Below are 23,031 nucleotides of genomic sequence, written 5' to 3'. Positions count from 1 at the left end.
AGGCTAGGGCAGGCGCTGTCCTTTGAAGATCCTGGCGGCGCCCGGCGGGTGTGTCCGGTGTCCCTCGACCGCCGATGCCCGGAACATCCTCCACTTTCGCCACCGATCGCGAAGTGGTTCCTCGTCGGCGCATCCGTGAAATCCGTTGTCGCTGCCGTTAACCGGCATCCTGTTGAGCGGCGAGTTGCACCCTGATCCGCGACGTCGCGTTGATCAACGACTCATTGTTGACGGCGGCCGCATCGTCGGCGTCACCCTTGCGGGCGGCCTCGACGAGACGTTCCTGGTATCTCCACAACGAGTCGTCTCCCGGCGTGTCCAGGGTGCCCTGCGCGCCGACGATCTTGTAGGCACGGCAGTGCTGCCACAGGTTACGGATGGAATCGACCAGCACAGGGTTCGCTGCTGCTTCGTAGAGAATGGTCAACAGCGCCTCGTCGTGATCGAGAAGCGCGACCACCCGCCGTTCGGCGATGGCGGTCTGCATGAGCTCGTACTCGGTTTGCATTCGGTCGACGTCCGCGGGGCTGATCTGCTGGGCGCCCAATCGTGCGGCCTCCACCTCGAGCAACCGTCGTACGTCGTAGACGTGGACCAGTTCGGCCAGGGTCAGGCCTTTCACGACCGCGCCCTTGTGGGGGACCCGCTCGGCCAGACCGGCTTCCTCGAGCCGCCGGATCGCCTCGCGCACCGGCATCACGCTGGTCCCGACCTGCGCGGCAATGTCGCGAATGCGCAGGCGGGCGCCGGCAGGCAGATCACCGTTCATGATCGCCTCGTGGATCGTCTCGTAGACCTGGTCGGTCAACAGGGACGTTTCGGCGCGCTTCGTCATGACCACAGCTCAAATATAAACCGCACGAGGGGCACACCCGTGTGCCCGACGAAATGCGCGAGTCTGCGAGCCGCGCCCCACACCGGTGCCGCGACACACCGGCAGCCTGAGTTGGTCGTGCGTCCAGAGCGTTTACGCTCGTCGGAGGTGCTCGGGGCGGAGTGACGGACGGCGGGTGGGCTGTGAAACACAGGGCGCGTAGATCAACTCTGGCGGTGGTGACGGCGGTGGCCGCGGTACTGACACCGATCGCGGCGTCGGCTCCGGCGACAGCCGACCCGGCCGGCTTCTCGAAGACCACGCTCCACTTCCAGACGCTCGTCGGACCGAACCGCGACGAACCGTGCGACGTCATCGGTGACGTGTACAAGCCCGATTCGGCGTCTCCGTCCAATCGCGTGCCCGCCGTCCTCACCACCAACGGCTTCGGCGGTTCCAAGAACGATCAGGCCGGTATCGCCTCGTTCCTCGCGTCCCGCGGCTACGCGGTGCTGGCGTATTCCGGGCTGGGCTTCGGCGGTTCCGGCTGCAAGATCCACATGGACAACCCCGATTACGACGGGCGTGCGGCGAGCGAACTGGTGAGCTTCCTCGGTGGACGCGACGGGATGGCGTTCGTCGATCCCGCGCACACCGTTCCCGTCCCCGGACTCGACTACGTGGTGCAGGACGCGACCGCTCACCACGGCGCCGCCGAGGCGCACGACCCGCGGGTCGGTATGGTCGGCGGCTCCTACGGCGGGGCCGTGCAGTTCGCCGCGGCCTCGGTGGACCCCCGGATCGACACGATCATCCCGATGATCACGTGGAACGACCTCAGTTACTCGCTCGCACCCAACGGCACCGACCAGACAACCGGGGTCAGTACGTCGGTTCCCGGTGCGTCGAAGGTGGTGTGGTCGCTCATGTTCGGGGCCGTCGGCGTGACCAACCCCCGGGCCGAGGGCTACGCGCAGGACCCCGCGCGGGCCTTGGGTTGCCCCAATTTCGCCGACCCCGCATGTCCCGCGTTGGCGCAGTCCGCGGTGCAGGGCTACCCGGATCCGGGGTCCGTCGACTTCCTGCGCCGATCCTCCGTGGTGTCGTACGCGGACCGCGTGAAGATTCCGGCGTTGATCATGCAGGGCCAGCAGGACACCCTGTTCGACCTCAACGAAGCGAAAGCCACGTTCGAGGCGCTGCAGGCGCAGGGCAACGACGTGAAGATGATCTGGCACAGCTGGGGGCATTCCGATCTCACTCCCGCCGAGGGCGAGATCAGCATGAAGGACCCGAACCCCGACACCCAGTACGAGACGGGCCGGATGATCGACTGGTTCGACCACTACCTGAAGGACAGCGGGGTCGACACCGGACCGGTGTTCAGCTACTTCCGCAACTGGGTCGACTACACCGGCAACGCCGCGCCCGCGTACGCCGAATCGTCGGATATCGCGGTGGGCCAGGACTATTTGCTCCACCTCTCCGGTAACGGCACGCTGACCGACCGCCTCGACGACATCGTTCCCGGCGCGCAGACGCTGAACACGCTGCCGGGCGGTCTCCCCACCGACCGGGAGGCGCCGGACACCCGGCCGGAGAACCAGGTCCCGCAGGGCGTGATCTCCGGCACCCAGGCCGAGTGGTCGTCCGGCATCCTCGACGCCCCGCTGGACGTGGTGGGAGCCCCGACGCTCGACGTCCGCGTCACGGCCGCCCCCGCGGTCGCCGGTGTCGAGGACTCGGTCGTGGTCTTCGCGAAGCTGTACGACGTGGCTCCCGACGGCACGGAAACGCTGATCAACGGACAGGTCGCTCCGGTACGCATCGTGGCGCCGGGTGAGCCCGTGCAGGTCACGATGCCGGCCATCGTCCACCGCTTCGGTGAGGGACACCGCGTCCGCCTCGTGGTGTCCGGGGGAGACCCGAGCTTCCGCGGAAGTCTGGTGCCGCACCAGGTCACCATCGCGACGGGCGACCCTGCTCAGGCACTGGTGCTGCCGGTGACCGGCAGCTGAGGCCCGGGCTCACCCGGGCCGTCCAGGTCACTCGCGCATGAGCATCAGGGCGGCCTCCCGCTCGAGATCGAGATACGGTTCGCCGCTGACGTCGACCGCGACCCGATTGATCGTGCCACCGGTGAAGCGGTGAGGTGATTCGCCGGGGTAGTCCTCGGTGATCGGCTCGCCCGGGTGCCGACCGACGTACAGCCCCGCACCTGCGATCGCGAACGCCCCCATCTGGGTCTTGATCCGGCCTTCTCCGACCTTTCGATCCGCGTGGAAGAGGGACAGGATTCCCTCGGTAGAAGTGGGCTCCTGCCCGTCCTTGTCGAACGAGGCGGACAGGATCAGGTCCGTTCCGGTGGGGATGTCCTCGGAGCCGACGATCATCTGTTCCTCGCTGCCCACGAAGTTGTTGACGTAGTGCAGCCGGTTGTTCTTCACATACAGTGCGTGGCCCCCGAAACGGGATCCGATCGCGAAGAGCACGCCCTCAGCTCCCGGCGCGGGGATGTCGACGAGCGCACCGATCACGAACGACCGGCCGCGTGTGTTGACCGCTTGCCACTCGGACACGGCGGCGGTGTCCGGGTAGTACACGTATCGGCCTCGGGCCGCTGTCAGTTGGGGTCGGGGCGTGCCCATGATCTCGACGGCTGATCGATCGTCCAGTGGAAACGCTCCGTTCGCACCGGCTTCGGCGAACCAGATGTTCACCATCTCCCGCAGCTTGTCGGGATGCTCCGCTGCCAGGTTGTTCACTTCGGCGCGGTCGACGTCGGTGTGGTACAGCTCCCATTCGTCCTCGTTGAAGTGGCCCCAGCCTGCAATGGTCGGATGTGTCGTGACGGCCTTCCAGCCTTCGTGCCAAATCGACCGCGAGCCGAGCATCGAGTAGAACTGCGACTTCCGCTCCGACGGCGAGGACTTGTCGTCGATGCTGCTCCGCATACTGACGCCGTCGAATGGGCTCTGGACATGGCCCTTGATGGTCTCCGGGGCGTCGACCCCGACCATGTCCAGGATCGTCGGCACGAGGTCGATCGCGTGATGGTACTGGTCCCGGATCTCGTTCCGAGCCTTGGTTCCCGCCGGCCACGAGATGATGCAGGGGTCGGCAGTTCCGCCGTTGAACTCGTAGCGCTTCCACATCTTGAACGGGGTGTTGAACGCCATCGCCCAGCCGTTGGGATAGTGGTTGTAGGTTTTGGGTCCGCCGAGATCCTCGAGTTTCGCGAGGTTCTCCGCGAGATCGTCCGGGATGCCATTGGCGAACTTCATCTCGTTGACGGAGCCGTTCGGGCCACCTTCGCCGCTCGCGCCGTTGTCGGAGACCACCACGATCACGGTGTTTTCCAATTGCTCGGTGTACTCCAGATAGTCGAGCAGGCGACCGATGTGATGGTCGGCGTGGGCCAGGAAGCCGGCGTAGACCTCGGCCATCCGCGCAAAGAGGCGCTTCTCGTCGTCGTTCAGCGTGCTCCACGGGCGGGTGTAGTCGAGTTCCGGAAACGGTTCGCCCGCGGGTCCCGACCGGGTCTCGGGAGTGCCGATAGGGTTGATCGGCGGAAGTTCGGTGTCTGCCGCGACGATGCCCAGTTCCTTCTGACGGGCGAGGGTCTGTTCGCGGATCGCGTCGTAGCCCATGTCGAACTTGCCCGCGAACTTCTCGATCCATTCCTTCGGGGCGTGGTGCGGCGCATGGCACGCGCCGGGCGCGTAGTAGAGGAAGAACGGCTTATCCGGCGCGATCGCCTTGGCGTCCTTGATGAACTCCAATGCCTTGTCGGTGACGTCCTCGGTGAGGTGGTAGCCCTCCTCCGGTGAACGTGGCTGATCGACCGGGTGATTGTCGTAGACCAGATCCGGATACCACTGGTTGGTCTCCGCGCCGAGGAAGCCGTACCAGCGCTCGAAGCCGCGCCCGCTCGGCCAGTTCCGGCGGGTGGCTGCCAGGTTCATCTCATCGGTCGGGCACAGGTGCCATTTGCCCACCATGTAGGTGTTCCAGCCGCGCTCGGCGAGCATCTCCGAGAGCATGCCGTTCTCCGGCGGGATGGTGCCACTCGCGTTGGGGAATCCGATCGCAGCCTCGGTGATGCAGGCCATGCTGTTGCGCGTGTGGTTGCGTCCCGTCAGCAGACAGGAGCGCGTGGGTGAGCACAGCGCGGTGGTGTGCCATTGGGTGTACCGAACACCCGTGGCGGCGATCCGGTCGATGTTCGGCGTTTCGATCGGCCCGCCATAACAGCGCATCGCCGAGAAGCCGACGTCATCGAGGACGACATAGACGACGTTGGGCGCATCGTCGGCAGCCTTGGGTGGCTCGAAGGGGGACCAGTCCGGAACCGAGTCGCGAATGTCGACGTTGACGACACCCCGAAATGGCTTGCCCATGGCACGTCTCCTCACCTGTAGTCCTGGGTTTCAGCGTCGACCGCCGCGCCGTCGGGAACCTCACCCGACACGGGTGAACCCGGTGAGCGCCGGACCGTGGCGGGGCCCTCCGAGAACGGAGAGCGAAGTGATTGACATCACACGAGGGGTGGGATCACACTGGAGCCCTCATTTGAACCCGATGTCAAGATCAATATTGCGTCGGCTGGTGGAGAGGAACCGCAGGTGACCAAGCTCGGAGGGGTGTGCGACAAGCGCTTCACGGCGTTGCAGGAGGCGCTGAAGGACAATCTCGACTCCGGTGAGGAACTCGGCGCGTCGATCGTCGTTGCTCTCGACGGAAAGCCGGTGGTCGACATGTGGGGCGGATGGTCCGACACCGATCACACCACCGAATGGGAGCGCGACACCATCACCAACGTGTGGTCGTGCACCAAGACGGTCACTGCGCTCGCCGCACTGATGCTCGTCGATCGCGGACTGCTGGACGTGTACGCGCCCGTCGCGAAGTACTGGCCGGAATTCGCCGCGGCCGGCAAGGAACGCGTCGAGGTCCGCCATCTCCTCTCGCATACGTCGGGTGTCTCGGGATGGGATCAGCCGATCACGGTCGAGGACACCTTCGACCTCGTCGAGTCGACGAAGCGGCTGGCCGCACAGGCGCCGTGGTGGGAGCCGGGAACGGCGTCCGGATATCACGCCTTGAACTACGGTCACCTGATCGGCGAGGTCGTGCGTCGGGTCGACGGACGCACGCTCGGACGTTTCGTTGCGGAGGAGATCGCCGGGCCGCTGGGGGCCGACTTCCACATCGGACTGGACCCGTCGGAGTTCGGCCGCGTGTCGAACGTGGTCCCGCCGCCGCCGTTGCCGATCGACCTGGCCTCCCTCGACCCCCACAGCGTCATCGTCAGGACGTTCACCGGCCCCGGACCGGACGCCTCGGCGTCCTGGTCCGACGAGTGGCGCAAGGCGGAGAACGGCGCGGCCGGTGGTCAGGGCAACGCCCGGTCGCTCGCCCGGATCCAGTCCGTCGTGGCCTGCGGGGGCGAACTCGACGGCGTCCGCCTACTGTCGCCGGACACCATTTCCCTGATCTTCGAGGAGCAGTCGAACGGCGTGGATCTGGCCCTGGGACAACCGATTCGATTCGGCATCGGTTACGGCCTGCCGACGCCCGTATCCGTGCCGTTCGTCCCCGAGGGGCGCATCTGCTTCTGGGGTGGCTGGGGCGGCTCCCAGGTCGTCGTCGACACCGAACGCCGGATGACCATGACGTACGTGATGAACAAGATGGGCCCGGGACTTCTCGGCTCAGACCGGACCGCCCAATACGCGACGGCGACGTTCGATGCGCTGAGCTGACGCGCCCGCCCGGGGTGTGATCAGGACGCCAGCCCCTTGTCCTGCAGCCATTCCCGGGCGATGTCGCCCATGTCCTCGAGGTCGGCAACTCGCTCGTTCATCTCGATGAGATCTTCGGTCGTCAATGCGGCCGACACGTCGGCCAGGACTCCGCGGACGTCGTCGCCTGCCTTGTTCTCGTTGATGATCGGTGTGATGTTCTCCGCGAGGAACAGGTGTTTGGTGTCCTCGAGTGCCACGAGGTTCTCCGAACGCATCGCCGGGTCGGTGCTGAACACGTCCGCCACTTGAATCTGACCGCTGAGCAGGGCGTTGAGCGTCAAGGGACCGCCGGCGTCGAGTGCCAGGAACTCCTTGAACGTCAGGCCGTACCTGTCCGTCAGCCCGGCGACGCCGTTCTCCCGGGTCTTCCATTCGGGCGGGCCGCCGAGGGTCAGCTCGTCGGCGTGGGGCACGAGGTCCTCGATCGTCTCGAGCGAGTACTCGTCCGCCGTCTCCTGTCGCACGGCGAGAACGTCCTTGTCCTCGGCGGGGGACGGTTCGAGTGCGATGAGCCCGGCGGGCAGCTTGGCCTTGATCTCCTCGGTCACCTCGTCCGACGCGGTTGCGGTGGTGGCGCTGTCGAGGTACTGGAGCAACGCACCCGAGTATTCGGGCAGCAGGTCGATGGAGCCGTCCCGGATGGCCGGGACGTACACCTCCCGGCTCCCGATGTTGAGCTTCTCGGTGACGTCGATGCCGTTCGCGCGCAGCGCCTCCGCGTAGATCGTCGCGATCAGCTGGCTTTCGGGGAAGTCCGCGGAGCCGACGACGAGGGCACCGTCACTGCTTCCGCCGTCGTCGGACGCCAACGGGTCCTTGCCGATCCCGCACGCCGTCAACGACAGCAGGGTGGCGCCGGTCAGCGCGACGATCAATGCCTTCTTCATGATGATGTCCTTCAGATCAGCGAGGGCTCGGGAGCGGATGTGGGCCGGGCCGCGACGGCGGTGTCTTCGGAACCGGATCGCTTCTTCGCGCCGCTCCTTTCGCGTCGCGTCAGACCGGGTGAGACGACCCGAACCGTGAGGAATCCGATCGCCAGGTCGAATGTGAGCGCGAGGAGGGACACGAGGACCGCTCCGGCGGCCATCTGCGCGTAGTCGCTCTGCGCCTTGCCGTCGATGAGGAGACGTCCCAGTCCGCCCAGCGAGATGTACGCGGCGACGGTCGCCGTCGAGACGATCTGCAGCACCGCGCTGCGCACACCCGACAGCATCAGCGGCAGCGCGCACGGCATCTCCACCTCGGTGAGGATGCGCATCGACCGGAACCCCATGCCTCGCGCAGCGTCCACGGCGGCCTGGTCGACCGAGCGAATACCCGCGTACGTATTGGTTAGGATTGGTGGGATGGCCAGCAGCACCAGCACGATCAGGCTGGGAATCAGATAGGCCAGCTTGGTCGAGAACGACGGCGCGATGACCAGCACCAGCAGAATCAGCAAGCCGATGGTGGGAAGGGCGCGCAGCGAGTTGGCCAGGCCCGCGACGACGACCGCTCCGCGACCGGTGTGCCCGATGTACAGACCGAGCGGAACCGCGATCAGTGCCGCCGCGAACAGGGCGAGGAACGTGTACATCAGGTGCTGGAGGAGGAGAGCGGGAATGCCTTCGGGCCCGGTCCAATGAGCACCGTCGAGCAGAAAGTCGATCATGATGAGACCACCTTCGGGGTCCACGGTGTGAGTAACCGATTGGCGAGCACGATGAGCAGGTCGAGAACCAGAGCCAGCAACAGGCAGAGCGCGATACCGGCGATGATCGGTGTGTAGAAACGCAACTGGAAGCCCTGGGTGAACAGCGAACCGATCTGCGGGATCCCGAGCAGCGCGGCGAGAGAAACGAGGCTGACGTTCGACACGACAGCGACGCGCAGGCCGGCGCAGATGACGGGAACACCCACCGGCAGCTGGACTTTCAGCAGCGTCTGGTACGGCCGGTAGCCCATCGCCGTTGCGGCGAGCACAGTCTCCTTCGGCACCGAATCCAGGGCGTCGGCGATGACGCGCACGAGCAGGGCGACGGTGTAGATCGTCAGCGCGACGACGATGTTCATCGGATCGAGGATCTTCGTTCCGAGGATCGGCGGGAGCAGGACGAACAGCGCCAGCGACGGGATCGTGTAGAGCAGGCCGGCCGTCCCCACCACATAGGGGTTGATCCGGCGACTGCGATGCGCCAGCCAGCCGATCGGCAACGCGACGATCACACCGACGACGAGCGGCACGAGCGAGAGCAGGATGTGCCAGCCGACCAGTTCGGCGATGCGATCGGGCTGGCGGACGAGCCATTCGACGTTCATCGGGCCATCGCCTCCGCCGCCACCAGATCCGCCGACTCGATCGCCGCCACCGCCGCATGTGCCGTCACGGTTCCCACGAGCACACCGTCGCCGTCGACGACGACACCGCGTTTGCTGGGTGCGGACAAGGCGGCATCGAGCAGTGCCCGCATCGTCCCGTGCGCATCGGCGACCGTCCCGCTGAGATTCACGTCGTCCGGGCGAATGCGGTCGACGACCTTCGCCGGTTGCACCCAGCCGATCGGTTTGTTCGCCGGGTCGACGACGAGCAACCAGTCGTCCGTGGTCCGCGTGAGGGCGTCGGACGCCGAATCGCCGAGACGAGCAACGGGTTCGGCGACCGTCTCCACGCGGCCGCCGAGGTTCGAGAAGCCCAGCGAACGGTAGCCGCGGTCGCGTCCGACGAAGTCGGCGACGAACTCGTCGGCGGGTTCGGTCAGCAACTCCAGCGGCGTCGCGGCCTGCGCCAGGATCCCGCCGGTTCGCAACACGACGACCTGGTCGCCGAGCTTGAGGGCCTCGTCGATGTCATGTGTGACGATGATGATCGTCTTGCCGATCTCCTTCTGCAGTCTCAGGAATTCGTCCTGCAGCTGGCTCCGGACCACCGGGTCGACAGCGCTGAACGGTTCGTCCATCAACATGAAAGCCGGGTCCGCGGCGAGGGCGCGCGCGACCCCCACTCGCTGCTGCTGGCCACCCGAGAGCTGCCACGGGTACCGGTCCGCGAAGTTCGCCGCGAGACCGACGGTCTCGAGCAGCTCCATCGCCCGGGTTCGTGCCTCCTTCTTCGTCTTTCCCAGCAACCTCGGCATCGTCGCGACGTTGTCGACGATGGTGCGATGCGGGAACAGTCCGGCGTGCTGGATGACGTACCCGATCCGCCTTCGCAAAAGTGCCGGATCCATGTCCGCCGTGGATTCGCCGTCGAGGGAGATGGTTCCGGACGTCGGTTCGATCAGCCTGTTGATCATCCGAAGCGAGGTCGTCTTGCCGCATCCCGACGGGCCGACGAGTGCTGTGATCTTCCCGCTCGGGCACTCGAGGTCCAGTTCCTTCACTGCTGTCGTGCCATCCGGGTACGCCTTGGTGACTTTGTCGAATGTGATCATCCGCGTGCTACTTTCGTGTAATCCGAGGTGTAGACACACTCGGAAGTTCGGTGTCGTGGGACTGCTTTACCGACTTGCGTCTTTCTCCGGATTCGGCATCTGTTCGAGAAACTTCACCGCTGCTTTCAGGTCGTCGCTCAGAGGACGGTCGGTCGTCCGCGGGTCCAGGCACCCGCGCGCCCGGTCCAGGTATGCGCCGAGTTCGGTGGTCGTGTCGAGAACGTGGTTCTGCTGGCCGAGGGCGCGCACCGCGGAGATCAGTTCGCACGCGAGAACGATGCGAGACTGCGCGAGGATGTCGGTGAGCTGGGTGGCGGCCTGCGACGCGAAGCTCGCGTGGTCCTCGGTTCCGCGTGAGATCACGGTGTGTCCGAGGGACCCCGGCGCCGCGGCCATCCGGATCTCGGCGATGGCCGCGGACGTCGTGTACTCCAGCAGCATGGTGCCGCTGCTGCCCGCCGGACCGTCGGCCAGGAACGGCCGGAGACCGGTGACCACTGGATCCGAGAGATTGGCAAGCCTGCACTGCGACAACAACGCTGCGCTCGACAGCGCGAGTTTCGCCTCGTCCACGGCGAGGGCGATCGGCATTCCGTGGAAGTTTCCGTTGTGGAACACGGCGTCGTCCTCGACGGAGATGAGGGGGTTCTCGGAGGACGAGTTCATCTCGATCGCGAGCGTGCCCCGCAACCGCTGTAGCGCCTGCCAGGTCGCCCCGAGGATCTGCGGCAGGGCGCGGAACCCGTAGGAATCCTGCACGCGGGCAGCCTGTACGTGCTGGCCCGCGAGGAGCTCCCGGACCCGGCCGGCTACCTCTTCCTGACCGAGGTGCCTGCGGGCAGCCTGCACCCGTGCCGCGAACGGTTCGACGGAACTGCGCGTCGCCAGCAGCGACAGCACACCGACGATCAGCGAGTGCTCCAGCCAGTTCGAGACGCTGTCGGTGGCCGTCGCCGCGAGCGCGACCGTCATCGCGTTGGTCGAGATCAGGGGGAGTGCGTCACCCTGGTGTGCGGTCCACCGGGTGACGAACCGACCGTCCCGCAGCGCTGCCTCGCCCATCAACCCGAGCGCGATCTCGGAGAACGCGCTGAGGTCGCCGGTGCCGATCGCCCCGCGAGCGTGCACGGTGGGCTGTTCGTCCGCCGCGATGGCATCGATCAGCGCGGTCACGATGTCGGGGTGCAGACCGGATCCGCCGTTGAGAATCTGGTTGACGCGAATGATCATGGCGGCTCGGACGACGTGATCCGGCAGCGAGGGGCCCGAGCCCGTGGCGTGGCTGCGGAGAAGTCGAAGGTCCTGCTCGACGCCGTCGGAGACGGAGGTGTCCCGGTTGCCCCCGACGCCCGTCGTGCGTCCGTAGATCGGCTGCCGTTCGGCGATGCGCACGGCCGTCTCCCACGAACGACGTGCATGGTCGAGCGCTGCGGGGTCGGGCTCGACCACGACGGGCTCCCGGGCGAGCGCCGTGAGCTGATCGACGGTGAGCTGGGCACCGTCGAGCACCACCGGAAGGGGCGGGTGCGGTTCCTCGGTCGAGCTGGAATCTCTCCGGGTCATCAGAACTCCGTGATCGATGTGGTGTGCCTCACTCTTCGAGATGTATAGTCCTGTATATACCGCGACGTGTCAACCGTCAGTTTCCTGCCATGACCTCTGCCGCAAGACCACAGTGAGCGGCTGGCATTCCGGCTAGGTCAACCTCTCACTTCGATCAGTCCCTCCGTGATCTTCCGGAACGTAGGGTCTCGGGAGAGGTGCATATATGGCCATGCATCGATCCCGCTATGACTGATCGACCGAAGGAATGAGTCCAATGCCGCAGCAGGTACGAGGCGTCATCGCCCGCTCCAAGGGTGCCCCCGTCGAGATCGCGACCGTCAACATCCCGGACCCCGGTCCCGGAGAGGTGGTAGTCGACATCGCGGCATGCGGCGTGTGCCACACGGACCTCACCTACCGCGACGGCGGGATCAACGACGAGTTCCCATTCCTGCTGGGCCACGAGGCTTCCGGAATCGTCGAGAGTGTCGGCGAAGGCGTCACGTCCGTGGCGGTCGGCGACTTCGTCGTCCTGAACTGGCGCGCCGTCTGCGGACAGTGCCGCGCCTGTAAGCGCGGACGCCCGCAGTACTGCTTCGATACGCACAACGCTGCACAGAAGATGACGCTCGAGGACGGCACCGAACTGTCTCCCGCCCTGGGGATCGGCGCGTTCGCCGACAAGACGCTCGTCCACGCCGGACAGTGCACCAAGGTGGATGCCTCCGCCGACCCGGCAGTCGTCGGACTGCTCGGCTGCGGCGTGATGGCCGGCCTCGGTGCCGCCGTGAACACCGGCAACGTGGGGCGCGGCGACACCGTCGCCGTCATCGGCTGCGGTGGCGTCGGCGACGCCGCGATCATGGGTGCCCGCTTGGCCGGCGCCGTGAAGATCATCGCGATCGACCGGGACGACAAGAAGCTCGAATGGGCCAAGGACCTGGGCGCGACGCACACGATCAACGGCGCCGACGTCGATGCGGTCGAGGCCGTGCAGGAACTCACCGGCGGATTCGGCGCCGATGTCGTGATCGACGCGGTCGGACGGCCGGAGACGTGGAAGCAGGCGTTCTACGCCCGCGACCTCGCCGGCACCGTCGTGCTGGTCGGTGTTCCCACCCCCGACATGAAGCTCGAGATGCCGCTGATCGACTTCTTCTCCCGCGGCGGATCCCTGAAGTCGTCGTGGTACGGCGACTGCCTGCCCGAGCGCGACTTCCCGATGCTCGTCGACCTGTACCAGCAGGGCCGGCTGCCGCTGGAGAAGTTCGTCTCCGAGCGCATCAAGATCGACGAGGTCGAAGAGGCCTTCCACAAGATGCACGCCGGTGAGGTGCTGCGTTCGGTCGTCGTCCTGTGAGCGGCGAGTTCCGGGTCGAACGGGTCGTCACCGAAGGCACTTTCGCCCTCGACGGTGGCGAGTGGAACGTCGACAACAACATCTGGCTGATCGGTGACGACACAGATGTCGTCATCGTCGACGCCGCCCACGCTGCACAGCCGATCATCGACGCGGTCGGGGACCGGCACGTGAACGCCGTGATCTGCACCCACGGCCACAACGACCACGTCACGGTCGCGCCCGAACTCGGCGCCCGGCTCCACGCACCGATCCTCTTGCACCCCGGGGACGACGTGCTGTGGAAGATGTCCCACCCCGACGCCAAGTACTGGCACCTCGAGGACGAGCAGCGGATCGCCATCGCGGGCACCGAGATCCAGGTGATCCACTCACCGGGCCACTCGCCCGGATCGGTGTGCCTGTACCTGCCCGAGGCGGGGGCGCTGTTCTCCGGAGACACCCTGTTCTCCGGCGGTCCCGGCGCCACGGGCCGGTCGTACTCGGACTTCCCGACCATCATCGGGTCGATCCGCGACCGGCTGTTCGCTCTTCCCGAAGAAACGCTCGTCCACACCGGTCACGGTGACGGAACCACGATCGGCACCGAGGCCCCGCACCTCGCCGAATGGATTGCACGAGGAAACTGACTCCATGACCGACACCACCGACAGGTACACCTTCGACGAGGACGATGTCGTCGTCACGCACGAGAAATCCTATGCGGCAGGTGTTCCTGCGGTGTTGGTGTCGTTGCGTCGTGGGATCGAGCAGATGGGTCCGGTGCGCACAGCCCGGACGTTGATGAAGTTGAATCAGCGGGAGGGTTTCGACTGTCCGGGGTGTGCGTGGCCGGAGACTCCGGGGCACCGCAAGCATGCGGAGTTCTGTGAGAACGGGGCGAAGGCGGTGGCGGAGGAGGCCACGACGCGCACGGTGACGCCGGAGTTCTTCGCCGCACATTCGGTGTCGGATCTGCTGGGTCGTACCGAGTTCTGGTTGGGGCAGCAGGGCCGGTTGACGCATCCGATGGTGTTGCTGCCGGGGTCGTCGCATTACGAGCCGATCGGGTGGGACGCGGCGTTCGCGATGATCGCCGGGGAGTTGCGGGCGTTGGGATCGCCGCACGAGGCGGTGTTCTACACCTCCGGGCGCACCAGCAATGAGGCGGCGTTCGTGTATCAGTTGATGATTAGGGCGTTCGGGACGAACAACCTGCCGGACTGCTCGAACATGTGCCACGAGTCGTCGGGCAGTGCGTTGGTGGAGACGATCGGGATCGGGAAGGGGTCGGTGTCGGTTCCCGACCTCGAGAACGCCGACCTGATCCTGATCGCCGGGCAGAACCCGGGCACCAACCACCCGCGGATGCTCTCGACCCTGGAGAAGGCGAAGGCCAACGGGGCGAAGGTGATCGCGATCAACCCGCTGCCCGAGGCCGGGCTGCTGCGGTTCAAGGACCCGCAGAAGGTGCACGGGGTGGTCGGCGACGGTGTGGCCATTGCGGACGAGTTCCTGCAGATCCGGATCGGCGGCGACCAGGCCCTGTTCCAAGGCCTGGGCCGGTTGCTGCTCGAGGCCGAGGACGCCGCGCCCGGCACGGTCCTGGACCAGGAGTTCATCGACCGGCACACCGCCGGGTTCGACGAGTGCGCGGCGCATCTGCGGAAGGTCGATCTGGACACGGTGGCGGCGGCGACCGGGCTGACCCTCGCGCAGATCCAGGCCACCGCGGACGCGTTGATCTCGTCGAAGAAGACCATCATCTGCTGGGCGATGGGGTTGACCCAGCAGACGCACGGCGTCGCGACCATCCAGGACGCGGTGAACCTGCTGCTGTTGCAGGGGATGATCGGCAAACCCGGGGCCGGGGTGTGCCCGGTGCGCGGGCACTCGAACGTGCAGGGCGACCGGACGATGGGGATCTGGGAGAAGATGCCCGAATCGTTCCTGGCCGCCCTGGACGCCGAATTCGGGATCCGGTCACCGCGGGAGCACGGCCTGGATGCGGTCGACTCGATCCGGGCGATGCGGGATGGGAAGGCGTCGGTGTTCATCGGGATGGGCGGCAACTTCGTCTCCGCGACCCCGGACACCGAGACCACCGAGGCCGCGCTGCGGGGCTGTGCGTTGACGGTGCAGGTGTCGACGAAACTGAACCGCTCGCACCTCGTCACCGGGCAGACCGCGCTGATCCTGCCCTCGCTCGGCCGCACCGACAAGGACATCCAGAACGGTCGCAAGCAGCAGGTCACGGTCGAGGACTCGATGTCGATGGTGCACCTCTCGCGCGGCAGTCTGAAGCCGGCCGGTGAGCTGTTGCGCAGTGAGGTCGCCATCGTCTGCGGGATCGCGCAGGCGATGTTCGGTCCGGATCATTCGGTGCCGTGGGCGGAATTCACCGGCGATTACGACCGGATCCGCGACAGTATTGCCCGGGTGATTCCGGGGTTCGCGGACTTCAATGCCAAGGTCCGCCGGCCGGACGGGTTCGGGTTGCCGCACCCGCCGCGGGACGAGCGCCGGTTCGTCACCGGCACGGGGAAGGCGAACTTCACGGTCAACGCACTGTCCTGGCTGCCCGTCCCGGACGGGAAGCTCATCCTGCAGACGATGCGGTCGCATGATCAGTACAACACCACCATCTACGGTCTCGACGACCGCTACCGCGGTGTGAAGGGCGGGCGGCGGGTGCTGTTCATCAGCGCGCAGGACCTCGAGTCGTTCGGATACGCCGCGGGGGATCGGGTGGATCTGGTCTCCGAGTGGACCACCCCCGACGGGACGGTGCAGGAGCGTCGCGCCGACGATTTCCGGCTGGTGCCCTACCCGACCCCGGTCGGGAACGTGGCCGCCTATTACCCGGAGACGAATCCGCTGATCCCGCTCGATCACGTGGCGGCCAAGTCGAACACCCCGGTGTCGAAGGCGATCACCATCCGCCTCGAACGGCGGCGCTGATGGGGCGTGTGACCACCCGGACCCCGATCACCCGGATCACCGACACCCGGCAGTCCACCCGCCCGGACACGGTGGTGGTGGAGGAGCCGCTCGAGATCCGGGTGAACGGGACACCGCTGGCGGTCACCATGCGCACCCCCGGTTCCGATGTCGAACTGGCGCAGGGGTTCCTGCTGACCGAGGGCATCATCGCCGACCGCGCGGACATCGCGTCGATCCGCTACTGCAACAGCGTCGACGACCACGGTGTCAACACCTACAACGTCCTCGACGTCGACCTCGCGCCGGGGGTGTTCCTGCCCGACACCGGGATCGAACGCAACTTCTACACCACCTCCTCGTGTGGGGTGTGCGGAAAGGCGTCCCTGGACGCGATCCGGCAACGGACGAAGCATTCCCCGGCCACCGACGCGGTGCGGGTGCCGGCCGCGACGATCGCGGAACTGCCCGACCGGTTGCGGGCCGCGCAACGGGTGTTCGAGACCACCGGTGGGTTGCACGCGGCCGGGTTGTTCACCCCGGCCGGGGAACTGCTCACCATCAAGGAGGACGTCGGACGGCACAACGCCGTCGACAAGCTGATCGGCTGGGCCACCGAACAGAACCGCGTCCCGCTACGGGGGAGCGTCCTGCTCGTCAGCGGCCGGGCCTCGTTCGAACTCGCACAGAAAGCGGTGATGGCCGGCATTCCCGTCCTCGCCGCCGTCTCCGCCCCGTCCTCACTCGCGATCGACCTCGCCCACGACACCGGCCTCACCCTCATCGGATTCCTCCGCGGCACCACCATGAACATCTACACCCACCCCGACCGCATCACCTGACGTGAGTGGCAAAGCGTGCGCCAGCACACTTTGCCACTCACGTGCGGGGGTCAGTGCCCGATCAGTACTTTCGCGAGGACGATGGCCGCCGCGACGGCGGCAGTGGTCAGGCCGACGATCAACACGCGAAATGTCAGGCGGTTACCCCGAATCCGCTCGGTCACGATCTGAATCGTCGCGATGCGGAAGACGATGACACCGCCGGCCAGGAGCTGAGCCCACGCGGTGGGCAGAACGTGCAGCCACCCCAGGGCGAGCAGCGCCGCCGGTCCGGTGCCGGACGAGACGATCGGTATCGCGTCACGCAGTTCGTCGAGAGCCTTCGACGACCGTTCCGTCCGCTCCTCGTCATCGTCGTCCACCGGGACACTGCTGTGGGCGACGGCGTCCGCGAATACGTGAGCAAGGAAGGTGGTGACCGTCGTGCCGAGGACCAACGCGACGGCCGCGCCGTTCTCGATGGTCCGGGGCGTTGCGGCGACGACCACGGTGAGGACGAGGATGTTTCCGTACACATAGGCCGACAGCCGGGCAGACGCCCTGGCCGCCGGCAGCGGACCGTGCTTCCGTTCGGTCACACGGTGACGCAGCGTCGCGACGCTCATGCGTGCCTGGCGGTCGAGTCGGCGCGGATGCCGGCCTCGAGGGCGATCGCGCCCGCCTCACCTCGGGACGCCACACCGAGTTTCTTCAGCACACCCGCGACGTGGAACTTGACCGTGCTCTCGCTGATGCCGAGGCTGTCGGCGATCGCCTTGTTCCGCTTGCCCGTCGCGAGGTGACCCAGGACCTCGAGTTCGCGGGGGTTGAGGTCGCCGAGTTGTTGTTCGTCCGGCCGCGCCACCGGTACGTCGAGGGGGATCGCGACGGCCACCCGGGACCCCCACCCGTCGACCGACTCGACGTCGATCCGGCCACCGAACGTGTGCACCCGGCCGGAGAGTTGCCGCACCAGTGCGTCGGTGTCGAGACCACCGTCGCCGTCGTCGCGGACTTCGACAAGGAGGTTCGCGCCGTCGCAGTCCCAGGCGATCCGGATTCGCTCGAGGGCGGCCTGCGCCGCGAATGCCAGGACGGCGCTGCGCACGACGGCCCGCGCCGCACTGGCCACCTCGCCGGGCAGCGCGCGACCGTCCACCGGCGGATCGACGTAGTCGACGCGCACGGGACGGTGCTGGAGCAGCGGCCGCAGTTCGCCCTGCAGCCGGGCGAACGCCGTGGTGACCGCTTCCTCCGCGAGGTTGCGGTCGGACTCGCCCGCGGAACGCAGAGTCACCAGCGCCGAGGACGCCGTCTCGCTCGCCGTGATCCGCGACCGACGGTCGTCGAGGTCCTTGGACCGGAGCGTCGACAGGATCGATTCGAGCGTTGCCGCGTGCAGGTCCGTCAGCTCCACGATGGTCCTGGCCCGTTCGCTCGACGCCGCCCGCGACTCCGCCAGGTACGCCGGGCTCGCCTGCGCCACCTGGTGCCGGATCGACACGGCGACGACGCCGAAGGCGCCCGCCACCAACGGGACCTCACGAATGCGCTGCCGCGGCTTCGGGAGAACGAGGAGGAGGGTGCCCGTCGCGTCCAGCAGAGCCCACACCTTCCGCTTCGAGCCGGCGAGCACGGTCTGGTCGTCGAAAGGGGTGCCTTCCGTCATCCGGGTGCGCAACGCGTCCAGTTCGGCGATGGTGACGCGTTCGACCACTGACGGATCGCCGCTGACCTTGCGGGGACGTCCCGTGCATTCCCGGGTGAAGATCACCAGCGCGGTGTGCGGCCAGATGTCGGCGAGGAACTTGGAGAAGCGGACGGCGATGTCGGGCAGCGGACCGTCGATGACGTCCCGCATGGAACCGAGAACATCTGCCGGTGACACAGAAGTCGAGCTGGGAAGAACCACGTGTCGAGCCTATCCGCGCAGGCGGTGACAACCGGTCCTGGGCCGTCCGCTCACGGTGCCGGCTCCGCCCGCGCGGCGTCGACGACGTCGGACCGGACGAGCCCCAGTGATTCCAGTGCCCGCGCCGCGGTGCCGTGCGTGATGGTGGCGACGGCTGCGACGATGTCGGCTCCGACGATCGGTCTCCGTTCCGACTTCGCGAGAGCCACCGCATTACGGAATGCGGCCTGGGCCGGTTCGGTCAGCCGCAGCGGGCCGGTGCGGGGGCGGCTCAGTGCGCTGGTGGCGACGCCCGCGTCCGTCATGCCTGCCGCCGCGAGGGCTTCTCCGTGCACGCGAATGACCGCCTCGCGCAGTGCGTCCCGGTTCGATCCGAGACGCTCGAACACTCGGGGTGCCGTACCGTCCGGCAGCGCGAACGATGCGAGAAGCAGGTGCTCGAGGCCCGGTTCCCGGTCGCCCAGCCGGTCGGCCTCGGCCTCCGTTTCGGAGAACAGCGTCTTCATCGTGCGCATGTGGCGCCATGCCCGGGTGAATTTCATCGTGCGCCCCTCGTCTTCTTGTCGGAGGATCGTCCCGGGCCGAGGCGTTTGTGCGCCGCCTGACCCGAGACGCCGAGAGCTTGACCGATGTCCGCCCAGGTCCAGCCGGCGGACAGTGCGTGTGCGACGGCGTCACGCTCGAGCTGATCGGCCTGACGCCGCAGCGCGACGACGGCAGCGAAAGCGGTCGCCGGGTTCGGATCGTCACTCACGGCATCAACTTAAGTTGATGAAGGTGATCCGTCAACCTTTGTTGATGAGTCGACCGGATTCAGAGCGCGGCGTTCTTGTCGAACTCGGTGCCGAGTTCCTTCGCGACGCGCTTGAGCAGCGGCACGATGTGGTCGGCTGACTCGAGGGTGACGCGGGCGGCAGGCCCGGAGACGGAGATGGCGGTGGGTGTCGGAGCGTTCGGCACCGGCACCGAGAAGCAACGGACGCCGATCTCCTGCTCACCCTCGTCGATCGCGTACCCACGGTTTCTGCTCAGTTCGAGATCGGCGATCAGCATGTCGGGGTCGGTCAGGGAGTTCTCGGTGTACGTCGTCATGCCGGTCCGGCCGACCAGCGAGCGCACGGCGTCATTCGAAAGTTGCATGAGGATGGCTTTACCGACGCCGGTGCAGTGCGGGTAGACGCGGCGGCCGACCTCGGTGAACATGCGCATCGCGTGCTCGGACGGCACCTGCGCGACGTAGACGGCCATGGTGCCGTCGAGAACGGCCATGTTCGCGGTCTCGCCGGTGCCTCGCACCAGTTCGGACAGGTGCGGTCGCGACCAGGCGCCGATCAGCTGGGTGGCGCTCTCGCCGAGGCGAATGAGCTTGGGCCCGAGCGCGTACCGCCGGGTGGGTAGCTGCCGGACGTATCCGCGGTTCATCAGTGTGCGGATGAGCCGGTGGATGGTCGGGAGGGGGAGTCCGGCCAGGTCGGCGAGTTCGCTGACCCCGATGGACCCGCCGGCGCTCGCCATGATCTCGAGTATGTCGAATGCGCGCTCGACCGACTGCACGCCGCCGGCCGGACTCTGACCGTTCGTCATGTCTGTCTCCATCCTCTGACTGCTCGAGAGCCCCCACGTTCTTTCCGTCAGGCGGAAAGGGTGCTCCGTATGACGATAGCGCGGTCGCCGTGGATCGGGACGATTCCTTCGCTACATCTGTTGACAAAACCCGGTGTGACGGCGTTCACTATATCGAGATACGAAATACAACTTCCATAATATGGAAAACACCAAGCCCCAAGGGAGGGCCCCGTGTCTGAAACCGAAATCGCTGCGAAACCCACAAAGCAGCGTTGGTACAGATCGCTTTTCGTCCAGGTGCTGATCGGCATCGCCCTGGGTATTGCCACCGGAATCCTGTTTCCGGAGTTTTCCCATCACCTGGCGCCACTGGGCGAGGGCTTCATCAAGCTCATCAAGATGGTCGTGTCCCCGCTGATCTTCCTGGTGATCGTCACCGGCATCGCCAAGGTCGGCAGCATGAAAGCGCTCGGCAAGATCGGCGGCAAGGCGCTCCTCTGGTTCACCGCCGCGACGACCTGCGCGCTCGGCCTCGGCCTGCTGGTCGGCAATCTCGTCCACCCGGGTAGCGGACTCAACATCGACCCGGCGACGCTGGACACCACCGCACTGGACGAGAAGACCCAGGGCGGGCACCTGCCGGGTGGTGTCGAGTTCGTCATGCACATCATCCCGACCAGCGTGTTCGATGCGTTCGCGCAGAACAACCTGCTGCAGGTACTGCTGTTCGCGATCCTGTTCGGTGTCGCGCTGGCGTCCTTCAGTGAGTCGGCTCCGCCGATCCTGATGGACGTCATCGACCAGACGCTGCACGTCATCTTCCGCATCGTCGGCTACATCATGTACCTGGCACCTCTCGGGGCGTTCGGCGCGATGGCCTTCACCGTCGGCAACTACGGTGCCGGCTCCCTCAAATCCTTCGGAATACTCATCCTGGCGTGCTACGGAGCGGCACTGGTCTTCATCGTCGTGCTGTCGATCGTGGTCAAGCTGATCACCGGCGTGAACGCCTGGAAGTTCATCAAGTACTGCCGTGAGGAGTTCATGCTCGCCCTGGGCACCGGATCGTCCGAGGCCGTCATGCCCCGCATCATCAAGAAGTTGGACAACGCGGGATGCGACCGCGCCGTCGTCGGTCTGGTGATCCCTACCGGCTACTCGTTCAACCTCGACGGCGCCGCGATCTACCTGTCGCTGGCGATGATGTTCCTCGCGCAGGCCGTCGGCGTCGATCTCAGCTTCGGCGAGCAGCTCGCCATCATGGGCATCCTGATTCTCAGTTCCAAGGGAATGGCGGGTGTGCCGGGCTCGGCCTTCGTCGCCCTGTCCGCGACCGCTGCCGCGATCGGTGCATTCCCGGTCGCCGCCGTCGCGCTGCTACTCGGCGCCGACCGGCTCATGGACTCCATGCGCGTGTTCACGAACCTGCTCGGTAACTGTCTCGCCACGTTCGTGGTCGCGAACTGGGAGGGCATGCTCGACAAGGACAAGATGCGCGCGGTTCTCGACGGAAAGGTCACGCCCGACGACCCGGACGACGTCACCATCCACCCGCACCCGGGTCACGAACACCTCCCGAACACCCCGGCACACCCGGCGATCGAGAGGCCCGAACTGCTGACGGCGAACAAGGCTCCGGAAGGAACGGTGAACCACCATGCCTGACACCCAGCCCACCGTGGGGTTGCTCGGCACCTGGGGTTACCACGGACTCCTCGACGACGCCGAACAGGTCGACATCGACACCCCGTACGGGCCGACCTCGGACAGCATCGTCCTCGGGTCGTCAGGGGGCCGCCGGCTCGCGTACCTGACGCGCACCGGGCGCCACCGCAACATCCCGCCCCACCGCATCAATGCTCGCGCGAACATCTGGGCCCTGCACAGCCTGGGCGTGCGAACAATTCTCGCTCCCACCCCCTCCGGCTCGCTGCGACCGGCGATCGGCGTCGGCTCGATCGTCGTGCCCGACCAGCTGGTCGACCGCACAGGCCGCACCGACGACACCTTCCACGACGACGACGTCCACATCTCCTTCGCGGACCCCTTCTGCGCCCACGGGCGCCGAGCGGTGGTGTCGACGCTCCGCAGGAACGGCTGGGTGGTCAACGACGGCGGTGTGATGGTCGCGATCCGCGGTCCCCGCTTCTCGACCCGCGCCGAATCACGCTGGTACGCAGCGCAGGGATGGGACCTGATCAGCATGACCCCGTACCCCGAAGCTGCGCTGGCCCGTGAACTGGGCATGTCCTACACCTGCATCGCCCTGGTCACCGATCACGACGTCATCAGCGACACCCCGTGGCCCGTCACCCAGGACCTGGTGCGCGAAGGACTCGACGCCAACACCAAACGACTACGCGAAGCGCTGCTGCAGGTAGCGATCGAACTGGCAGGCACGCCCGAAGTGGCGACACCTGCCCACGGAAGAAGGAGCTGACAAGATGGCCGAATTATTCTGCAACGGTGGAGCGATGCGAGGCGGAAACCTCCATCACAACGTATCCGCGCACACGTTCCTCGGCACGGTCCGGACCGCACCGAACTACCGATTCTTCTCCGTACGTGACGAATTCCCGGCCCTTCTCCTGGTGGAGAGTGGCGGCGCCGCGATCGAGGGCGAACTCTACGACGTCCCGATCGGCGACATTCGCACCGACTTCCTCCCCGAGGAGCCCGAGGAACTGGAGCTCACCGTGATCGAACTGTCGGACGGCCGTTCGGTTCTGGCGGTAGGCCTGCGTCCGGGCCTCCTCGAGAGCAAGGCCGGTGAGCTCACCGAGATCACCGATCGCGGCGGCTGGCGTCGCTACCGAGGCCTGCCCGAGCCCGACAACACCACAGTCTCCTGAACATTCCGAAAGTGAAAGAACA

General features: G+C 66.6%; 21 protein-coding genes. 9 read left to right on the top strand and 12 right to left on the bottom strand.

Annotated features, from left to right (window positions below):
• Positions 1-157: 157 nt before the first annotated feature.
• Entirely contained in the window at positions 158-835 is a 678-nt protein-coding gene (locus ACFVJ3_RS34905; protein ID WP_378456403.1) for a GntR family transcriptional regulator, read from the bottom strand.
• Between the two features lie 215 nt (positions 836-1,050).
• Between ACFVJ3_RS34905 and ACFVJ3_RS34900 the strand changes: the two genes are divergently transcribed.
• A complete protein-coding gene (locus tag ACFVJ3_RS34900; RefSeq protein ID WP_378456402.1) occupies positions 1,051-2,832 on the top strand; it encodes a CocE/NonD family hydrolase in 1,782 nt (593 codons plus the stop codon).
• Between the two features lie 27 nt (positions 2,833-2,859).
• On the opposite strand, the gene ACFVJ3_RS34895 is transcribed toward ACFVJ3_RS34900, so the two are convergent.
• The gene (locus ACFVJ3_RS34895; RefSeq protein WP_378456401.1) at positions 2,860-5,214 is read right to left on the bottom strand and encodes an arylsulfatase; all 2,355 of its coding nucleotides are present in this window, start codon (positions 5,212-5,214) and stop codon (positions 2,860-2,862) included.
• Between the two features lie 225 nt (positions 5,215-5,439).
• Here ACFVJ3_RS34895 and ACFVJ3_RS34890 point away from each other — a divergent pair, with 225 nt between their 5' ends.
• Entirely contained in the window at positions 5,440-6,579 is a 1,140-nt protein-coding gene (locus ACFVJ3_RS34890) for a serine hydrolase domain-containing protein (protein WP_378456400.1), read from the top strand.
• Positions 6,580-6,599: 20 nt separating this feature from the next.
• On the opposite strand, the gene ACFVJ3_RS34885 is transcribed toward ACFVJ3_RS34890, so the two are convergent.
• The 5 genes from ACFVJ3_RS34885 to ACFVJ3_RS34865 form a co-directional block, all read right to left on the bottom strand.
• Positions 6,600-7,508, bottom strand: coding sequence for an ABC transporter substrate-binding protein (locus tag ACFVJ3_RS34885; protein ID WP_378456399.1), 909 nt, complete (start codon positions 7,506-7,508; stop codon positions 6,600-6,602).
• An 11-nt stretch (positions 7,509-7,519) separates the two neighbouring features.
• Positions 7,520-8,275 carry an ABC transporter permease gene (locus tag ACFVJ3_RS34880; RefSeq protein WP_378456398.1) on the bottom strand — a complete coding sequence of 252 codons (756 nt, stop codon included), beginning with the start codon at positions 8,273-8,275 and terminating at the stop codon, positions 7,520-7,522.
• The gene (locus ACFVJ3_RS34875; protein WP_378456397.1) at positions 8,272-8,922 is read right to left on the bottom strand and encodes an ABC transporter permease; all 651 of its coding nucleotides are present in this window, start codon (positions 8,920-8,922) and stop codon (positions 8,272-8,274) included. The genes ACFVJ3_RS34880 and ACFVJ3_RS34875 overlap by 4 nt, the downstream gene beginning before the upstream one ends.
• Positions 8,919-10,034, bottom strand: coding sequence for an ABC transporter ATP-binding protein (locus ACFVJ3_RS34870; protein WP_378456396.1), 1,116 nt, complete (start codon positions 10,032-10,034; stop codon positions 8,919-8,921). Before ACFVJ3_RS34870 ends, ACFVJ3_RS34875 begins: the two co-directional genes overlap by 4 nt.
• Positions 10,035-10,100: 66 nt before the next feature.
• Entirely contained in the window at positions 10,101-11,597 is a 1,497-nt protein-coding gene (locus tag ACFVJ3_RS34865; protein ID WP_378456395.1) for an aromatic amino acid ammonia-lyase, read from the bottom strand.
• A gap of 256 nt (positions 11,598-11,853) precedes the next feature.
• On the opposite strand from ACFVJ3_RS34865, the gene ACFVJ3_RS34860 reads away from it, so the two are divergent.
• The 4 genes from ACFVJ3_RS34860 to fdhD are packed head-to-tail and all read left to right on the top strand — an operon-like array spanning position 11,854 to position 16,700.
• Positions 11,854-12,939: an S-(hydroxymethyl)mycothiol dehydrogenase gene (locus ACFVJ3_RS34860; RefSeq protein WP_378456394.1), complete on the top strand. Its 1,086-nt coding sequence runs from the start codon at positions 11,854-11,856 to the stop codon at positions 12,937-12,939.
• A complete protein-coding gene (locus tag ACFVJ3_RS34855) occupies positions 12,936-13,568 on the top strand; it encodes an MBL fold metallo-hydrolase (RefSeq protein ID WP_378456393.1) in 633 nt (210 codons plus the stop codon). The genes ACFVJ3_RS34860 and ACFVJ3_RS34855 overlap by 4 nt, the downstream gene beginning before the upstream one ends.
• A 4-nt stretch (positions 13,569-13,572) precedes the next feature.
• On the top strand, positions 13,573-15,879 hold the full coding sequence (locus ACFVJ3_RS34850) for an FdhF/YdeP family oxidoreductase (protein WP_378456392.1): 2,307 nt from the start codon (positions 13,573-13,575) through the stop codon (positions 15,877-15,879).
• Entirely contained in the window at positions 15,879-16,700 is an 822-nt protein-coding gene (gene fdhD / locus ACFVJ3_RS34845) for a formate dehydrogenase accessory sulfurtransferase FdhD (protein ID WP_378456391.1), read from the top strand. Before ACFVJ3_RS34850 ends, fdhD begins: the two co-directional genes overlap by 1 nt.
• A 50-nt stretch (positions 16,701-16,750) precedes the next feature.
• Here the strand turns inward: fdhD and ACFVJ3_RS34840 are convergent, their stop codons facing one another.
• The 5 genes from ACFVJ3_RS34840 to ACFVJ3_RS34820 form a co-directional block, all read right to left on the bottom strand.
• On the bottom strand, positions 16,751-17,305 hold the full coding sequence (locus ACFVJ3_RS34840; RefSeq protein WP_378456390.1) for a hypothetical protein: 555 nt from the start codon (positions 17,303-17,305) through the stop codon (positions 16,751-16,753).
• Positions 17,302-18,540, bottom strand: coding sequence for a response regulator transcription factor (locus ACFVJ3_RS34835; protein ID WP_378456441.1), 1,239 nt, complete (start codon positions 18,538-18,540; stop codon positions 17,302-17,304). Before ACFVJ3_RS34835 ends, ACFVJ3_RS34840 begins: the two co-directional genes overlap by 4 nt.
• A 101-nt stretch (positions 18,541-18,641) precedes the next feature.
• On the bottom strand, positions 18,642-19,133 hold the full coding sequence (locus ACFVJ3_RS34830; RefSeq protein ID WP_378456389.1) for a Clp protease N-terminal domain-containing protein: 492 nt from the start codon (positions 19,131-19,133) through the stop codon (positions 18,642-18,644).
• Positions 19,130-19,345 carry a hypothetical protein gene (locus tag ACFVJ3_RS34825; protein ID WP_378456388.1) on the bottom strand — a complete coding sequence of 72 codons (216 nt, stop codon included), beginning with the start codon at positions 19,343-19,345 and terminating at the stop codon, positions 19,130-19,132. The genes ACFVJ3_RS34830 and ACFVJ3_RS34825 overlap by 4 nt, the downstream gene beginning before the upstream one ends.
• A 59-nt stretch (positions 19,346-19,404) precedes the next feature.
• Positions 19,405-20,175: an IclR family transcriptional regulator gene (locus ACFVJ3_RS34820; RefSeq protein WP_378456387.1), complete on the bottom strand. Its 771-nt coding sequence runs from the start codon at positions 20,173-20,175 to the stop codon at positions 19,405-19,407.
• 213 nt (positions 20,176-20,388) lie between these two features.
• Between ACFVJ3_RS34820 and dctA the strand changes: the two genes are divergently transcribed.
• From dctA to ACFVJ3_RS34805, 3 genes are read left to right on the top strand one after another with little or no spacing between them, the layout of a single operon-like run.
• The gene (gene dctA / locus ACFVJ3_RS34815; RefSeq protein WP_378456386.1) at positions 20,389-21,822 is read left to right on the top strand and encodes a C4-dicarboxylate transporter DctA; all 1,434 of its coding nucleotides are present in this window, start codon (positions 20,389-20,391) and stop codon (positions 21,820-21,822) included.
• Entirely contained in the window at positions 21,815-22,597 is a 783-nt protein-coding gene (locus ACFVJ3_RS34810) for an MTAP family purine nucleoside phosphorylase (RefSeq protein WP_378456385.1), read from the top strand. Before dctA ends, ACFVJ3_RS34810 begins: the two co-directional genes overlap by 8 nt.
• A gap of 4 nt (positions 22,598-22,601) precedes the next feature.
• On the top strand, positions 22,602-23,009 hold the full coding sequence (locus ACFVJ3_RS34805; protein ID WP_378456384.1) for a gamma-glutamylcyclotransferase: 408 nt from the start codon (positions 22,602-22,604) through the stop codon (positions 23,007-23,009).
• Positions 23,010-23,031 lie beyond the last annotated feature (22 nt).

Source organism: Rhodococcus sp. NPDC127593, assembly GCF_042671975.1.
In the GTDB taxonomy this organism is placed as follows: domain Bacteria; phylum Actinomycetota; class Actinomycetes; order Mycobacteriales; family Mycobacteriaceae; genus Rhodococcus_F.
Note: the sequence above shows the minus strand (reverse complement) of the source record. Positions and strands in the feature narration are given on the sequence as shown.

Bases quoted from the DNA above. Each gene is read 5' to 3' on its own strand.
- ACFVJ3_RS34875 (WP_378456397.1), bottom strand. From the start codon at position 8,922: ATGAACGTCGAATGGCTCGTCCGCCAGCCCGATCGCATCGCCGAACTG.
- ACFVJ3_RS34870 (WP_378456396.1), bottom strand. From the start codon at position 10,034: ATGATCACATTCGACAAAGTCACCAAGGCGTACCCGGATGGCACGACA.
- ACFVJ3_RS34850 (WP_378456392.1), top strand. From the start codon at position 13,573: ATGACCGACACCACCGACAGGTACACCTTCGACGAGGACGATGTCGTC.
- ACFVJ3_RS34895 (WP_378456401.1), bottom strand. From the start codon at position 5,214: ATGGGCAAGCCATTTCGGGGTGTCGTCAACGTCGACATTCGCGACTCG.
- ACFVJ3_RS34840 (WP_378456390.1), bottom strand. From the start codon at position 17,305: ATGAGCGTCGCGACGCTGCGTCACCGTGTGACCGAACGGAAGCACGGT.
- ACFVJ3_RS34880 (WP_378456398.1), bottom strand. From the start codon at position 8,275: ATGATCGACTTTCTGCTCGACGGTGCTCATTGGACCGGGCCCGAAGGC.
- ACFVJ3_RS34810 (WP_378456385.1), top strand. From the start codon at position 21,815: ATGCCTGACACCCAGCCCACCGTGGGGTTGCTCGGCACCTGGGGTTAC.
- ACFVJ3_RS34865 (WP_378456395.1), bottom strand. From the start codon at position 11,597: ATGACCCGGAGAGATTCCAGCTCGACCGAGGAACCGCACCCGCCCCTT.
- ACFVJ3_RS34820 (WP_378456387.1), bottom strand. From the start codon at position 20,175: ATGACGAACGGTCAGAGTCCGGCCGGCGGCGTGCAGTCGGTCGAGCGC.
- ACFVJ3_RS34835 (WP_378456441.1), bottom strand. From the start codon at position 18,540: ATGCGGGACGTCATCGACGGTCCGCTGCCCGACATCGCCGTCCGCTTC.
- ACFVJ3_RS34860 (WP_378456394.1), top strand. From the start codon at position 11,854: ATGCCGCAGCAGGTACGAGGCGTCATCGCCCGCTCCAAGGGTGCCCCC.
- ACFVJ3_RS34885 (WP_378456399.1), bottom strand. From the start codon at position 7,508: ATGAAGAAGGCATTGATCGTCGCGCTGACCGGCGCCACCCTGCTGTCG.
- ACFVJ3_RS34805 (WP_378456384.1), top strand. From the start codon at position 22,602: ATGGCCGAATTATTCTGCAACGGTGGAGCGATGCGAGGCGGAAACCTC.
- ACFVJ3_RS34830 (WP_378456389.1), bottom strand. From the start codon at position 19,133: ATGAAATTCACCCGGGCATGGCGCCACATGCGCACGATGAAGACGCTG.
- ACFVJ3_RS34905 (WP_378456403.1), bottom strand. From the start codon at position 835: ATGACGAAGCGCGCCGAAACGTCCCTGTTGACCGACCAGGTCTACGAG.
- fdhD (WP_378456391.1), top strand. From the start codon at position 15,879: ATGGGGCGTGTGACCACCCGGACCCCGATCACCCGGATCACCGACACC.